Genomic DNA, 15319 nt, shown 5'->3' with positions numbered 1-15319 from the left:
TGTCGTCCCTCCTTTCGCGGGTGTTGAGATGTCAGGACTGGGCGGCGGCCATGATGGCTTCGGCCGCGTCACGTCCGTCACGTTCGGCTTCGGCTACGGCAGCCAGGACGCGCTTGTAGTCGCGCGGCATGATCTTGGCGAAGCGGGTGACCGCGGTGGCGAAGTCGGCAAGCAGGCGCTGCGCCACCGGGGAGCCGGTCTCGGCGTGGTGGCGGGTGAGCACCTCTTTCAGGAAGGCGCGGTCGGCGTCGTCGAGCGGGTCGATGTCCACCATCTCGGTGTTGACACGCCGCTCGTCCAGGTCGAGGACGTAGGCGATGCCGCCGGACATGCCGGCCGCGAAGTTGCGTCCGGTAGGTCCGAGGATGACGGCGCGGCCCCCGGTCATGTACTCGCATCCGTGGTCGCCGACCCCTTCGACCACGGCGAGCGCCCCCGAGTTGCGGACGCAGAACCGTTCTCCGACGATGCCGCGGAGGAACAGTTCCCCGGAGGTGGCGCCGTAGGCGATGACGTTGCCGGCGATGATGTTCTCTTCAGCGGCGAACGGGGCGGTGTCCGCGGGGCGGACGATGATCCGTCCCCCGGACAGGCCTTTGCCGACGTAGTCGTTGGCGTCGCCGACAAGGCGCAGCGTGATCCCACGGGGGAGGAACGCGCCGAACGACTGGCCGGCGGAGCCGGTGAAGGTGATGTCGATGGTGTTGTCGGGCAGACCTTTGGCGCCGTAGCGTTTGGTGACCTCGTGGCCGAGCATGGTGCCGACAGTCCGGTTGACGTTGCGGATCGGCAGGTCGAGGGTGAGCGGGGCGCCGTATTCCAGTGCGCCCGCCGACAGTTGGATGAGGGTGCGGTCCAGGGCCCGGTCCAGGCCGTGGTCTTGCGCGCGGACCTGGCGGCGGTGGTCGTGCGGCTGCGGCTCCACCCGGTGCAGGATCGGGGACAGGTCGAGCCCGGACGCTTTCCAGTGGTCGACAGCGTCGCGCACGTCGAGGAGCTCCACGGCCCCGATGGCCTCGTCCAGGCTGCGGAAGCCGAGCGCGGCCAGGTATTCGCGCACCTCTTGGGCGATGAACGTGAAGAAGTTCACCAGATACTCGGGCTTGCCGCTGAAGCGTTTACGCAGTTCAGGGTTTTGGGTGGCCACCCCTACCGGGCAGGTGTCCAGGTGGCAGACCCGCATCATGACGCACCCGGAGACGACGAGCGGCGCGGTGGCGAACCCGAACTCTTCCGCGCCCAGCAGGGCGGCGATGATCACGTCCCGACCGGTTTTGAGCTGGCCGTCGACCTGCACGACGATGCGGTCGCGCAGCCCGTTGCGCAGCAGGGTCTGCTGGGTTTCGGCGAGGCCGAGCTCCCAAGGGGTGCCCGCGTGCTTGATGGAGGTGAGCGGGGACGCCCCGGTGCCGCCGTCGTGCCCGGAGATGAGGACCACGTCCGCGTGGGCTTTGGCCACTCCCGCGGCGATCGTGCCCACCCCGGCTTCGGAGACCAGTTTGACGTGGATGCGCGCCGCCGGGTTGGCGTTCTTCAAGTCGTGAATGAGCTGGGCTAGGTCCTCAATCGAGTAGATGTCGTGGTGCGGCGGCGGGGAGATCAGGCCGACACCGGGGGTGGAGTGCCGGGTTTCCGCCACCCACGGGTAGACCTTGTGGCCGGGCAGCTGGCCGCCCTCCCCCGGCTTAGCGCCCTGCGCCATCTTGATCTGGATGTCGTCGGCGTTGGTCAGGTAGAGCGCGGTGACGCCGAAACGGCCGGACGCCACCTGTTTGATGGCGCTGCGCCGCAGGTCCCCGTTGGGGTCCGGGGTGAAGCGGCGCGGGTCTTCGCCGCCTTCCCCGGTGTTGGATTTGCCGCCGAGCCGGTTCATGGCGATGGCGAGGGTTTCGTGGGCTTCCGCGGAGATGGAGCCGTAGGACATGGCCCCGGTGGAGAAGCGTGCGACGATCGACTCGACCGGTTCGACTTCGTCGAGCGGCACGGGCGAGCGCACGCCTTCGCGGAGGGTGAACAGGCCGCGCAGGGTCATGAGCGTTTCGGCCTGCTGGTCGACTTTGGCGGTGTACTCCTTGAACAGGTCGTAGCTCCCGGTCCGGGTGGCGTGCTGGAGTTTCGCGACGGTCTCCGGGTTGAACAGGTGCGGTTCGCCTTCCCGGCGCCACTGGTATTCGCCGCCGACTGGGAGCCGGCGGTGCGCGGCAGGGTTGGGCGCGTAGGCGGCGGCGTGGCGGCGGCGCACTTCTTCCGCGAGCACGTCGAAGCCGATGCCGCCGAGCCGCGACGTCGTGCCGGCGAACGCCCGGTCGATGACCTCTTGGCCGAGGCCGAGGGCTTCGAAGATCTGCGCGCCCGTGTAGGAGCTGACCGTGGACACGCCCATCTTGGACATGATCTTCAGCAGGCCTTTGCCGAAGGCTTTGACCGTGTTGCGGGCGGCCGTGTCCGGGTCGATGCCGGGGATGACGCCGCTGCGGGCAAGGTCGCGGACCGTGGCCAGAGCCAGGTAGGGGACGACAGCGGAGGCGCCGTAGCCCAGCAGCAGGGCGATGTGGTGGCATTCGCGGGCGTCGCCGGATTCCACGATGAGGCCGACCTCGGTGCGGGTCTTCTCCCGCACGAGATGGTGGTGGACGGTGCCGGTGAGCAGCAGTGACGGGATAGGCGCGTGGTCGGCGTCGGCGCCGCGGTCGCTGAGCACGATGAGGTGCGCACCGTCCGCGATGGCCTGGGACACTTCCGCGCAGATCTCGTCGAGGCGCGCGGTCAGGGCTTTACCACCGCCGGAGGCGGGGTAGACGCCGCGGACGATGTGGGCGCGGAAAGCAGGGTCGCCGTCCACGCTGCCGGCGCGCAGGAGGGCGGCGAGCTCGGCTTCCTGGAGGACGGGGGTGTCCAGCACGATCCGGCGGCAGTCTTCGGGGTCCGGGGAGAGCACGTTCTCCTCTGAGCCCAGCACCGTGCGGAGGCTGGTGACCAGTTCTTCGCGGATCGCGTCCAGCGGCGGGTTCGTGACCTGGGCGAAGTTCTGGGTGAAGTAGTCGAAGAGCTGGCGGGGCCGGTGGGACAGTACCGCCACCGGGGTGTCGGTGCCCATGGAGCCGACGGCTTCGGCGCCGGTGCGGGCCATGGGCGTGAGCAGCAGGCGCAGCTCTTCTTCGGTGTAGCCGAAGACCCGCTGGTGGTGGACGAGGTCGTCGACGGGCTCCGCTGGGACTGCGGGCAGGTCGGCGAGGCGCACCACGTTGTCGGCGAGCCACTCGGCGTAGGGGTGTTCGGCGGCGAGTTCCGCTTTGACTTCCGCGTCGTCGAGGATGCGGCCGCGCGCGGTGTCGACGACGAAGATCCGCCCGGGCTGCAGCCGGCCTTTGCGGACGATGCGCGCCGGGTCGATGTCGAGGACTCCGACTTCGCTGGCCATGACGACAAGCCCGTCGTCGGTGACCCAGTAGCGGCCGGGGCGCAAGCCGTTGCGGTCCAGGACCGCGCCGATGACCGTGCCGTCCGTGAAGGTGACCGAGGCCGGTCCGTCCCACGGCTCCATGAGCATGGCGTGGAACTCGTAGAAGGCCCGCACCGCCGGGTCCATTTCGGTGTGGTTTTCCCACGGCTCGGGGATCATCATGAGCACCGCGTGCGGCAGGGACCGTCCGCCCAAGTGCAGCAGTTCAAGAGCGGCGTCGAAGGACGCGGTGTCGGACTCGTCGGGGTCGACGATGGGGAAGAGCCGGGAGAGGTCGCCGGGGATGAGGTCGCTGGCGAGGGTTGCTTCGCGGGCCCGCATCCAGTTGCGGTTGCCTTTGACCGTGTTGATCTCCCCGTTGTGGGCGATGTAGCGGAAAGGGTGCGCCAAGGGCCACGACGGGAAGGTGTTGGTGGAGAACCGCGAGTGCACCAGCGCCAGCCCCGACGTGTACCGCGGGTCGGCGAGGTCAGGGAAGAAGGGCTTGAGCTGGGGTGTGGTCAGCATGCCCTTGTAGGTGATGGTGCGCGGCGAAAGGCTGGCGAAGTAGACGCCGGCTTCGTGTTCGGCGCGCTTGCGCACGCAGTAGGCGTAGCGTTCCAGGTCGATCCCGGTGAGCCCTTCGGTGGGGGTCCCGGGACGGCCGGCGAGGAACACTTGCGCGAAGAACGGCATGGTTTCGCGGGCCACCGGTCCGCAGTGCCGCGGGTCGACGGGCAGGTCGCGCCAGCCGAGCACGGTGAGGTGTTCTTCTGCGGCGATGCGGTTGATGGTGGCGACCGCGGCGGCGCGGGCGGCTTCGTCGGTGGGGAGGAACGCGATTCCTGCGGCGTAGGCCCCAGCGTCGGGGAGCGGGAAACCGCAGACGTCGCGGTAGAGCTCGTGGGGGATGTGGGTGAGGATGCCCACCCCGTCGCCGTCGTCGGGGTCGGCTCCTGAAGCGCCGCGGTGGTCGAGGTTACGGAGGACGGTGAGTGCCTGGTCAACAATGGCGTGGCTGCGGCGTCCCGTCAGGTCGGCGACGAAACCCACACCGCAGGAGTCGTGTTCGTAGGAGCTGTCGTAGAGCCCTTCAGCTGTGGCGCGGGGGCGGGATTGACCGGTGGGACGCCTGTTGTGGCCTGCAGCCATTGGCCCTCCTGTCGTCTTCTGCTCTGTGCTTCGTGTAACGGAAAGCGCAGAGGGACGACGTTGGCCCTGCTGCGTTTGCGTGGCGGCGTACTGCTTTCCCGGGTCATGCGGCGATGCTCGACGCTCCGGGCGTGCTGTCGGGCCCGAAGGGTGGGAGAGGCAGTGCCACCAGCGGATTCAGTTGTGGAACAGCCCGAGGGTTCCGGGCTGCGGACCGCATCCTGGGCGGTGCTGCGGTAGTCCGCGGGCCCTGGAAAGGGTCGGTCCGGCAGAGGTCCGCGGGACCTGTGGGACAGGTGCAGCGTGCCGTGTTGTATCCCGCGGACGGTGTCGGGAAACCTCTCGGAGGAGAGATTTCATCGAGCGGAGTAAGCCTACAAGGTCCGTGGCCTACTCGTGACCAGGCGGGGTCGGTAGAGGAGCGGGTTCTTCCGGGGCCGGCAGGGCGGCGACGAGTCCGTCGAGGGCGTCGTAGAGCGCAGAGAACCGGTGTGCAGGCAGGTCCAGCAGGGTGTGCCCGGCCAGCCACGGCAGGGCCTCGGCCACGTGAGTGCGCGCCCATTTTTTGTTGACGGGACGGCGGGTGTGGGCGGCGAGCCGGACGAGGCCTTGCCGCAGCACGGAGGCGACCGAGCCGTGGGCGCGGTCGTGCAGGTAGGAGGCGAGCCAGTCGACCGGATCAGTGGTGGCGTCCGGACGGCGGGAGGCTGCGCCGACGCGGATGACGGTGCGCCGGGGGTCGGGCACGCCGCGCAGGAAGCGGACCGGGCGGTGGGGGCCCAGGAGGCGGCGCAGTCCTTCCTGCCCGGCCGCATCCCGGACGTGGGAGGAGTGCGAGTCCACTACCACGACCAGCTCCACGGCAGGTGAGACAAGAATCACGCGTGGTACGAGGGCGTCGGCCCCGCCGGTCAGGTTCACGGCGGCGCGCTGCACCTGGTTCGGTTCGGCCAGCCACGCGGCCACGGAGACGGAGCGCACGCCGTCGGGAAGCGGGGTCGGCCATTCGCCCACACAGACGTCGGGCGGGGTGTCTCCCCAGATGCGGGCCAGATCCGCGGTGGTGAGGGGTGCGGCGGCTTCGCGGGCCTGGGCCCCTTGGGTGTAGATCCGTGTCGTGGTCCCCCGCATCCGGCCCACGGGGGTGCGGGCGGTGGCGCGCAGCACGTACAGGTCGCTTGCCGCACCGATCGCTTCCGCCCCCAGGTAGCGGTTGAAGTCCGGCCAGAGCGCTTCGATGGCCAGGTGAAGGCGGGTGAAGCGCTGCTGGACGCGGGCGGCGAGCGCCGGGGTGGTTTCGCTGGCCCCGTAGGCGAGGAGGATGCGCGTGTTCTTCGGATCCACGGCGCCTTCCAAGCCGCGGCGGACGAACAGTTCCACCCCTTCCGGTGTGTAGGGCGGGTCGGTGAAGACCAGGTCGGCGCTGCCGCGGACCGCGGGCGGCAAGCCGACCCGCAGGTCAGCGAAGTAGCAGCGGACGTTCCGACCGAGCCGGGCCGCCGCGGTGTCGATGTAGTCGAGCATGCGCTCGTCGATGTCCACCACGATCGCTTCCGCGTCCGGGTCGACCAGGGTCAGCGCGAGCGAAGTGAGGTCGTGGTCGCCGACGCAGAGCAGCCGGGCGCCGTGGGTGGTGAACCGGGTGGTGAGGAACAGGGCGCGGCGGAGCGCGGTGCGGGCCGTGGCGGACACGTGGTCCAGGTCGGTGCGGGGCGGGGGCGCTGCTTCGACCAGTCTGCCGAGTTCCGCTTCGACGTCGGAGTAGGCGTCGACGAGGTGGCCCACCGGGTCGGCGAGCCGGGGGCGGTCCGCGAGGCGGGCGTACCGGGCCGGGTCGTGGAGCCGGACCCGGTCGCCGTCGCGTTCGAGTTCCGTGTCGACCGCGGCCAGCGTGTCCACGACGACCCGGTGGGCGACCGCGGTGGCGCGCACCAGGTCGCGGGTGGTCCACCAGCGCCCGTCGGAGAGTGCGGCGAGGACCAGGTGGCCGCGGGCCGCGTGCACGCCCTGCGCGGCGAGCAGGGCGTGCGGGGTGGTCGAGTCGCTCATCGGGATGCGGCTTACCCGGTTTCCCCGGCTAGACCGGTGCCTGCCTCGCCCATCCCGGTGTCCCCGGCGGGCGCCTCGCCCATCCCGGCGTCTCCGGCAGGCGCCTCGCCCGCCCCCGTGTCCTCGGCCTGCTCCTGGGCGTCCCCAGTGCCTTCGCCTTGGGTTTCCAAGAAGTTCTTGCGTTCGTTGATCCGCTGGTAGATCGGCATGTCGAAGCGGCTCAGCGTGACCAGCGGCTGCTGGAGCACCTCGATCTCCTCAGTGGAGGTGGAGGTCTTCGACTGCACCCACAGCACGAGCAGGTAGTGGCCGTTGACGGTGGCTTCGGCCGAGCTGTAGCCGGAGCCGAGCTGGGTGAACGGCTCTTCCGTGGTGGGCGGGACGAGGAATCCGCCGCCGCCTTCCGGGTCGTCGTCGGCGGGGGCAAGCCCGTCGGCGAGCGCGCGGGAGGCCTCGATGTCGCGGAGTTTGAAGACCGCGGCCACGCCCAAGTAGTCGTCGGACAGGTAGGCGGCGCGCACCACCTGGGAGCAGTCAGCGCCTTCCACCGCGGCCACGGCCCGCGGACCCCACACCGCTTCGGTGCAGTTCTCGGTGATGTCCTGGGCGTGCAGGGTGAAGGTCAGTTCCCGGGAGCTGATGTCGGTGTCGCCCTCGCGGAAGAAGTCGCGTTCGGTGAAGGGGCGCGGGTCGTCGTCGCGGTTGGCGAGGAGCTCGTTGGCCTGCCCCGACTCGTAGACCTGGTAGCGGGAGGGCATGGCTTGGATGGTCTGCGAGTCACTCGATCCGGTGAACTGGAGGACCACGGTCACGACCAGCGCGATCACCGCGATGATGAGCGCACCGACGAGGATCGGGATGAGGGGGGAGCGTCGGTTCGCGCGTCGCCCGCCTTTGCGGCGGCGGGTTCCCCGACTCCGCCCAGCGTGGTCCTGGGGGGCGGGGGCCGGGGGTTTCCTGCGTCGGCCAGGGGCGCCGGACACGGGCGACTCGGTAGCTGACACCTGTGACCTCTTCGCTGAACGGAACGGTTTCGGGAGGGCTGTAGGGAAGGATAGAGGACTCTCCGGCGGGGTGCCGGCAGGATCACTCCTCTTCCTTGGCGTCGCGGACCTGTTCGTAGACGACGAGGGCAGCGTCCATGGCGGCGACGTTGAGCGTGGCCATGGAGTCGTCCCCGGAGGGTTCGCCGCCGTCGGCCCGGGCCACCCAGAACACCGCGACATAGTGACCCATGGCCTGGGCGGTGGCCTGGCTGTAGCCGGTGTGCAGTCCCTTGATGTCGTCCTTCATGGGCAGCACGAAGCCGGGGCTGCGGTCCGAGTCCAGGCTTTCCAGGGTGGCGGTGGCGGCTTCCGCGTCCGCCAGGTCGAAGAGCGTGAACTGCGCCACGTACTCGTCGTCGCTGTCCAGGTAGACGCCGCGGGCCGCGGAAGTGCAGGAGCCGGTGGACAGGGTCTGGGCGAGTTCTTCACCCCACACCACCGCGGTACACGTGTCGGTCACCTCGGATTCGCGCAGGGTGAGTTCCATCCCGTTGAGCGACAGCTCCTGGACTGGGCCGAAGATCTGCTCTTCGGTGAGCGGTTCCGCGTTGGGGTCGCGTTCCGCGATCGGGTCGAAGATGTCCTGCTGGCCTTGGGCGTGGAACAGTTCCGGGCGCAGCGTGCTGTGCCCGGCGGGCGGTTGGACGATGGGTGCGGGGGTCCGGTTGGCCGCGGCCTCCGGATTGAGCACTTGCATGACCAGGGCGGCCAGCAGCGCGAGCAGGGAGATGACCGCTAGGACCAGCAGGGTGATGAGCACATAAGTGCCGTGTTTTTGGCGGCTCTGCTCGGCCAGGGTGTAGACGACCTGTTCGGGCCGGTCGCCGAGCACGGTGACTTTACGGAGCGCGGAAGCGGAGAACCGGGAGACACGGTCGACTGCCTTCGGTTTGCGGGTGCGGCTGGCGCGGCGCGGACTGTCCGCGGCGGTCCTGCCGCGTTCCGCGGCTCCGCCGCGGCCGGCTTTCGCGCTTCTGCGGCCGCGGCCGTTCACCTTGTTGGTGATCCGCCCAGTGGAGCGGCGGCCTTTGCGGGATCCCTGGTGGGCTCCGCTCGACCGGTGGTCGGTTTCGGGGAAGTCGTCGTAGTACTCGTCCTGGCGGTACCCAGTGGTGGGCTGGGATCCCGAACGAGAGCGGGCGCGACGCCCGGTGGGTTCGGCTTTGTCCAGCTTCACGTACTCATCCAAGGGGTGCGGGCCCCTCGCCGTGAACGGCGAGGGGGAAAACCTTGTGTGTCAGTCCCGTGGCTCGTCTTCCCGGGTGGTGGATTCGGGCGGCGTGGTCTCGGTGCTCTGCCCTGACAGTGAAGAACGCGAGGATACGGGCTCCTCTTCCTTCTCCGGGGTCTCGGTGCTCAGGACAGTGTCGGGTTCCTCTTCCTCGGTCTCGGCCGCGATCATCTGCGTGCCTTCGTCTTCGCCTTCGGGCACGACCCGCGAAGAGAAGGTGTCGAGACGCTGTCCGGCCCACACGAAGTAGGCGAGGGCGCCGAGGAAGACGACCAGGGCGGTCCAGTTGTTGAGGCGCAGGCCGAGGATCTCATGGGTGGGGTCGACCCGCAGGTATTCAATCCAGAACCGTCCCACACAGTAGCCCATGACGTAGAGCGCGAACAGCCGTCCGCCGCGGAGCTGTTCAGTGTAGCGGCGGCCCAGCCAGGCCAGGAGCCCGGCGAGGGCGAGGCACCACAGGGACTCGTAGAGGAACGTGGGGTGGTAGGTCTCCGCGCCGGGGACCATGCCGGGGCGCAGGGCACCGTTGTCGTAGGGGGTCACGTGCAGTGCCCACGGCAGGTCGGTGGGGGCGCCGAACAGCTCCTGGTTGAAGTAGTTGCCCCAGCGTCCGAACGCTTGGGCGAGCGGGATAGTCGGGGCGATAGCGAACGACAGTTGCGACAGCGACAGGCCGCGGCGGTGGGCCACCCACCACACGCCGAGCGCGCCCAGCGGGATCGCCCCCCAGATGCCCAGTCCCCCGTTCCAGATGTAGAGGGCGCCCATGGGGTCTTTCCCCGGTGCGAAGTACAGGTCGTAGTCGGTGATGACGTGGTAGAGGCGCCCGCCGATGAGTCCGAGAAGCACCGCGGGTACCGCCAGGTCCAGGATGGTCCCGGGGCGGCCGCCCAGGGCTTTCCAGCGGCGTTCACTCCAGTAGACCGCTGCGATGACCCCGGTCAGGATGCACAGCGCGTAGAAGTGGATCTTCAAGGGTCCCAGTTCGATGGCGTTCATACCGGGACTGGGAATAGCCGCAAGGGCGCGGCCCAGCTCGGCCGCGCCCGCGGTAGTGCTCAACGGACTCGTCATAACTTCGGGTTTTCCTTAGGCCGGTGGGGAGGGAGACGGCGGCTCCGAGGGCGTTGCATCGGTGTCCTCCTCCGCTGCCGGACGGGTGTCGACTTGGCCGGGGGGTGCGGCCAGGACCGCCTCGCGGAAGTCGGTCGCGGAGTAGGTTTCGTTGCCCAGGAGCGTCCCGTTGATGTAGATGGACGGGGTGCCGCCGAACGCGTTGGCCCCCTCAGAATATTTGGCGTTGACCGCGGCGGTGGCGTCGAGCACGGACCGGACGTGGCTGCCGTCCATGAACGAGGAGTCCACGCCGTTGTCCTCCCCCCATTCGATGAGGTCGTTCAGCCGCATGGTGCGGAGCTGGTCCTCGGGGATCTCAGCCCGCGCCTTGGTCGACAGTTCAGGGTAGTAGTTCGTGACGAACTCCTCCACGATCTCGCTTTCGGAACGCACGCGCTCCGCGAAGGCGGGATCGGTGATGCCGACTTCTTCTCCCCAGGCGATCAGGTCGTCGACGGCGTAGCCCTGCTGGCGGGTGCTGGGCTGGTTGTCGAAGAGGATGTCGCTGTATTCGACGAACTTGCCGTGTTCGGCGGCGGCCCGGGCTGCGGCGGCCGCGCGCAGCGAGTTCGCTCCCGCGGGGTCGCCCGCGTCCGCGAAGATGCTCACCGGTCGATAGTGGACGATCGCTTCCCCTTGCGCGGCCAGTTCTTTGAGGGTGTCCCCGTTGATCATTTCGAACCGGGCGCAGTGGGAGCACTGGTAGTCGGCGTAGACCTCGACGACGGGTGCGGCGACACCGTCGAGTGCCATGACGACGCTGCCGTCCTCTTGGAGGGTTTGGGGAGCGAGAGTGCCCGTGTACTCCTCCGCGGAGGTCCCGTTGGACGCCTGCACGATCAGGTAGCCACCGCCCACGACGAGGGCGATCACGGCAACCGCCGCACCGATGGTGGCCAGGAGTCTGTTGCGTTTGGCCCGCTTTTTCTGCTTGATGCGCTCCTGCCTGAGGCGCTCGCGGTTGGTGCGCCGCGACTCCTTGCTCATCAGCCGATCACCATTCTCTTGCTGGAACCCTAGTGTTGACCGGAGCGGGGCGTGACCGCCGTCCGTGTCGCTGTGCCGTGCGGGCAGCCCGCCGGCAGAATTGGTGGATTTTTACCGTTCTTCGTCTGAGGACGAGTAGAGGCCAAGGGCCCCGTCCAGGGAGTACCGGGAACGCGGCCAGATCGCGAGGAACAGTCCCAACGCCATGAAGCCGAGGTCACGCGCGATGTCCAGCGCGTAGGTGGTCTCGTCGGCGTCGACCACGCCTCCGGTGCCGAAGCAGCCGCAGTCGATGGTGAGGCCGCGGGCCCAGGCCGAGGCGATGCCCGCGATGAAGACTGCCATGAGCAGGGCGGAGATGATCCCTGTGACCCTGGTCGCCAGCCCGGCGAGCAGGAGCAGGGCCAGGGCGAGTTCGAACAGGGGCAGGGTGTAGCCGATGAGCTGGTTGAGGGTCTCTCCGAAAAGCTCATAGGCGGCTACCGACTCGACGGAGAGCGCGGGCACGATCACTTTGGTGTATCCGGCGTATCCCAGGATTCCGGCCAGGGCTACGCGCACGATCAGGCTCAGCCATGGCTGGACTGCCGCCCACCGGGAGGTGGCGGCTGGCTCCGCCGGTGGCGCCTCGTCTCGGATGCTGTCCGCTCCGCCGCTGAGGGCGTTCTCCTCGGTGCCGGTCGACATGCCTCTCCTGAACGTGGTGGTTGGGTGTGTGGGCGCGGTGCGCCTGGCTAGGGGACGCCGCGGGAACGACAAGAGACTACTACTCTCTGTATTGAGAGAGTCACAAAAACTCAGAGTCTTGGTGCGGCGTCTCTGCACACGCACATTAGCCCTCCGGCATGTGCCGGAGGGCTGTGGCGGAGAAATCTCACCAGATTCTCACCGAGCGGCCGCACGCACCCCCGCCGCGAGTTCCGCGGCGAAGTCGCGGACCTGCTGGCATGCGGTGTCCACGTCGGGCGCGTCCAGAACCCGCTGGCAGAAGCCGGTGCCGACAATGACCCCGTCGGCGTAGGAAGCGACTTCGGCGGCTTGGGCACCGTTGGAAATCCCGAGTCCGACGCAGATAGGCAGTCCGCTGTCTCGGGTGACGGCGCGGGTGCGTTCCACGAGCCTCCGCGCGGTCGCGGCCACCTTGTCGCGGGTCCCCGTCACCCCCATCAGCGAGGCGGCGTAGACGAATCCGCGGGACGCCGCGCAGGTCTTGGCGAGCCGCTCGTCGGTGGAGGACGGGGCGACCAGGAAGATCCGGTCGATCCCCGCGGCGTCGCTGGCCTTGATCCACGGCTCGGCTTCTTCGGGGATCAGGTCCGGGGTGATGAGTCCCGACCCTCCGGCGGCGGCCAGGTCGGCGGCGAACGCGTCCACCCCGTACTTTTCGATGGGGTTCCAGTAGGACATGACGAGGGCCGCGGCCCCGGCGTCGGCGACGGCGCGCACCACGGCGAGCACGTCCTTAGGGGTGGTGCCCGCGGCGAGCGCCCGGTCAGCGGCCTGCTGGATCACGGGGCCGTCCATGGTGGGGTCGGAGTAGGGGAACCCTACTTCGATCACGTCGCAGCCGCCCGCCACCATGGCTTGGACGACCCGGATGGAGGACGCGACGTCGGGGAAACCGGCCGGGTAGTAGCCGACCAGTGCGGCTCGCCCTTCTGCTTTGGCTTCGGCGAGTTTGCGGCGCAACACGGTCATCGGTCCTGCTTCCCCTCGTCGTCGAGCAGCCCGAAGTAGGTGGCGGCGGTCGTCATGTCCTTGTCGCCGCGGCCCGACACGTTGACCAGGATGGTGGCGTCCGGTCCCAGTTCGGCTCCGATCTTCCGGGCCCCGGCGAGCGCGTGCGCGCTTTCAATCGCCGGGATGATGCCTTCGGTGCGGCACAGCAGGCGGAACGCTTCCATGGCTTCCGCATCCGTGATCGGAGCGTAGGTGGCGCGTCCGCTCTCGGCCAGCCAGGCGTGCTCGGGGCCGACCGCGGGATAGTCGAGCCCGGCGGAAATGGAGTGGCTGGGCACGGTCTGTCCGTATTCGTCCTGCAGGACGAAGGTGCGGGCGCCTTGGAAGACGCCGACGCTTCCGCCGGTGATGGAAGCGGCGTGGCGTCCCGTGTCCAAGCCGTCGCCGCCCGCTTCGAACCCGTACAGCCGCACGGACTCGTCGGGGATGAACGCCGCGAAGATCCCGATGGCGTTGGAGCCGCCGCCGACACAGGCGGCGACCGCGTCCGGGAGGGCCCCGGTGCGGTCCAGGACCTGCTGGCGCGCTTCTGCGCCGATGATGTAGTGCAGGTCGCGGACCATGGACGGGAACGGGTGCGGTCCGGCGACCGTCCCCAGCAGGTAGTGGGTGGTCTCGACGTTCGTCACCCAGTCCCGGAAGGCCTCGTTGACCGCGTCTTTGAGGGTCCGGCTGCCCACGGTGACCGGGATGACTTCGGCGCCGAGCATGCGCATGCGGGCGACGTTGAGGGCTTGCCGGCGTGTGTCTTCCTCGCCCATGTAGATCACGCATTCCAGTCCGAGCAGCGCGCACGCGGTGGCGGTGGCCACGCCGTGCTGCCCGGCCCCGGTCTCGGCGATCACCCGGGTCTTGCCCATGCGCTTGGTGAGCAGCGCCTGGCCGAGCACGTTGTTGATCTTGTGCGAGCCCGTGTGGTTGAGGTCTTCACGTTTGAGCAGGATCCGGGCCCCGTTGCAGTGCTCGCGGAAGTTGTGGGCTTCGGTGAGCGGGCTGGGGCGGCCCGTGTACTCGGTGAGGAGACGCTGCAGTTCCGCCTGGAAGTCCGGGTCGTTCTTCGCTTTCTCCCAGGCCACGGCGACCTCGTCGAGCGCGGCGACCAGGGCCTCTGGGCTGAACCGGCCGCCGAACCGGCCATAGTGCCCGCCCTCACCCAGGTAGGGAGGCACGGGAAGTGTGTTGTTGGTTGTCATCAGGTCTCCAGGTGCCCTGGCGGGGGCACGGCATCGGGTGGACGGTCGGTCGCGGCAGAACCCGCTTCCGCCAGCCGGACAGAGCAGTGGGGCTGTGTGGGACGTCCGCGGTCGCCCTGCGGGTCGGGTGGACCGGGGAGCGGTCGTCGCGCGCCTCGCCGGTTCCTCGACGCGTATCGCTCCCGGAACGGCGCTGCGGATCACGCCGCGCCTACCGACAGTATGCCGGGAAACGTCCCCGCCGCGGGTAGCGCGTCAGGGACGCTCCGCCAACCACCGGGCATGGGCTCTCCGGCGCCCGTGCCGGACCGCGGCGGTCCGCAGGGCGCACGGAGAGGGTCCGTGGGCGGCGGTCAGTGCCGGTCCCGCAGCGCGGGGTGGGCACCTGCCGTGACCAGGTCGGCAACGGCCTCGCGGGGTTTGCGTCCGATGACCAGGCTCTCCCCCACCAGGACGGCGTCGGCTCCCGCGCTCGCGTAGGCGAGCAGGTCGTGGGGTCCGCGCACCCCCGACTCGGCGATCTTGATCTTGTCGTCGGGGATCAGCGGAGCCAACCGGGCAAAAGTGCCGCGGTCGACCTTCAAGGTCTTCAGGTCCCGGGCGTTGACACCGATCACCGTGGCTCCGGCGTCCAAGGCACGTTCGACCTCTTCTTCGGTGTGCACTTCGACGAGCGGAGTCAACCCGAGGGATTCGGCCCGCTCCACCAGGGAGACCAGGGCGTCCTGGGACAGCGCAGCCACGATGAGGAGGACCGCGTCCGCACCGTAGACCCGCGCCTCCCACAACTGGTAGGAGCTGACCACGAAGTCCTTGCGCAGCAGCGGCGTGTCCACAGCGGCGCGGACCGCCGCCAGGTCGGCCAGGCTGCCGGCAAAACGGCGCTGCTCGGTCAGGACGCTGATCATGCAGGCGCCGCCCGCGGCGTAGTCGCGTGCCAGCGCGGCGGGGTCAGCGATCGCGGCGAGAGCGCCCTTGGAAGGGCTGGAGCGCTTCACCTCGGCGATGACCTGGACTCCGGGAGCGCGTAGCGCCGCCACCACGTCCTTGGGCCACGGTAGGGCCGCGGCCTGCTCTTTGAGCTTATCCAAGGGCACGGCGGCCTGGCGTTCCGCGAGGTCCGCGCGCACTCCGTCGATGATCTCGTCGAGCACGCTCACGTAAGGGGGCCCCTTCTGCTGTCGACTGGGTCACTGGGAGCGAGAGCGCTCACTCCCGCCGTATGTCCCGATCGTATCCATCCCAGGACTCTTTCGGACACCGGTACCGCTCTTTGCGGTTTTCCGCGGGCAGACGGACGGTTTTCCGCTGTTTCGGTGGCGGCCCGCGGCTGCCGCTCCGACAGTAGTGCTCGGGACCC

General features: G+C 69.1%; 10 protein-coding genes. All 10 read right to left on the bottom strand.

Going from position 1 to position 15319, the window contains the following annotated elements; all coding sequences use genetic code 11:
• Positions 1–31 precede the first annotated feature (31 nt).
• Positions 32–4594 carry a glutamate synthase large subunit gene (gltB, locus tag TFU_RS05865; RefSeq protein ID WP_011291620.1) on the bottom strand — a complete coding sequence of 1521 codons (4563 nt, stop codon included), beginning with the start codon at positions 4592–4594 and terminating at the stop codon, positions 32–34.
• A gap of 390 nt (positions 4595–4984) precedes the next feature.
• Positions 4985–6643, bottom strand: a complete 1659-nt coding sequence (locus tag TFU_RS05860) for a bis-aminopropyl spermidine synthase family protein (protein ID WP_011291619.1) — start codon at positions 6641–6643, stop codon at positions 4985–4987.
• 11 nt (positions 6644–6654) lie between these two features.
• Positions 6655–7647, bottom strand: coding sequence for a hypothetical protein (locus tag TFU_RS05855; RefSeq protein WP_011291618.1), 993 nt, complete (start codon positions 7645–7647; stop codon positions 6655–6657).
• Positions 7648–7729: 82 nt separating this feature from the next.
• Positions 7730–8878, bottom strand: coding sequence for a hypothetical protein (locus TFU_RS05850; protein WP_011291617.1), 1149 nt, complete (start codon positions 8876–8878; stop codon positions 7730–7732).
• A 48-nt stretch (positions 8879–8926) separates the two neighbouring features.
• Entirely contained in the window at positions 8927–9997 is a 1071-nt protein-coding gene (gene lgt / locus TFU_RS05845; RefSeq protein ID WP_011291616.1) for a prolipoprotein diacylglyceryl transferase, read from the bottom strand.
• A 15-nt stretch (positions 9998–10012) separates the two neighbouring features.
• The gene (locus TFU_RS05840; RefSeq protein WP_011291615.1) at positions 10013–11026 is read right to left on the bottom strand and encodes a DsbA family protein; all 1014 of its coding nucleotides are present in this window, start codon (positions 11024–11026) and stop codon (positions 10013–10015) included.
• 111 nt (positions 11027–11137) lie between these two features.
• A complete protein-coding gene (locus tag TFU_RS05835; protein WP_011291614.1) occupies positions 11138–11713 on the bottom strand; it encodes a MauE/DoxX family redox-associated membrane protein in 576 nt (191 codons plus the stop codon).
• Positions 11714–11911: 198 nt separating this feature from the next.
• Positions 11912–12724 carry a tryptophan synthase subunit alpha gene (gene trpA / locus TFU_RS05830; protein WP_011291613.1) on the bottom strand — a complete coding sequence of 271 codons (813 nt, stop codon included), beginning with the start codon at positions 12722–12724 and terminating at the stop codon, positions 11912–11914.
• A complete protein-coding gene (gene trpB, locus TFU_RS05825; RefSeq protein ID WP_011291612.1) occupies positions 12721–13959 on the bottom strand; it encodes a tryptophan synthase subunit beta in 1239 nt (412 codons plus the stop codon). The genes trpA and trpB overlap by 4 nt, the downstream gene beginning before the upstream one ends.
• Positions 13960–14312: 353 nt before the next feature.
• A complete protein-coding gene (trpC, locus tag TFU_RS05820) occupies positions 14313–15119 on the bottom strand; it encodes an indole-3-glycerol phosphate synthase TrpC (RefSeq protein WP_011291611.1) in 807 nt (268 codons plus the stop codon).
• Positions 15120–15319: the final 200 nt, after the last annotated feature.

It is taken from the genome of Thermobifida fusca YX, from assembly GCF_000012405.1.
Taxonomy (GTDB): Bacteria; Actinomycetota; Actinomycetes; order Streptosporangiales; family Streptosporangiaceae; genus Thermobifida; species Thermobifida fusca.
This window is presented reverse-complemented; position numbering and strand designations above follow the sequence as displayed.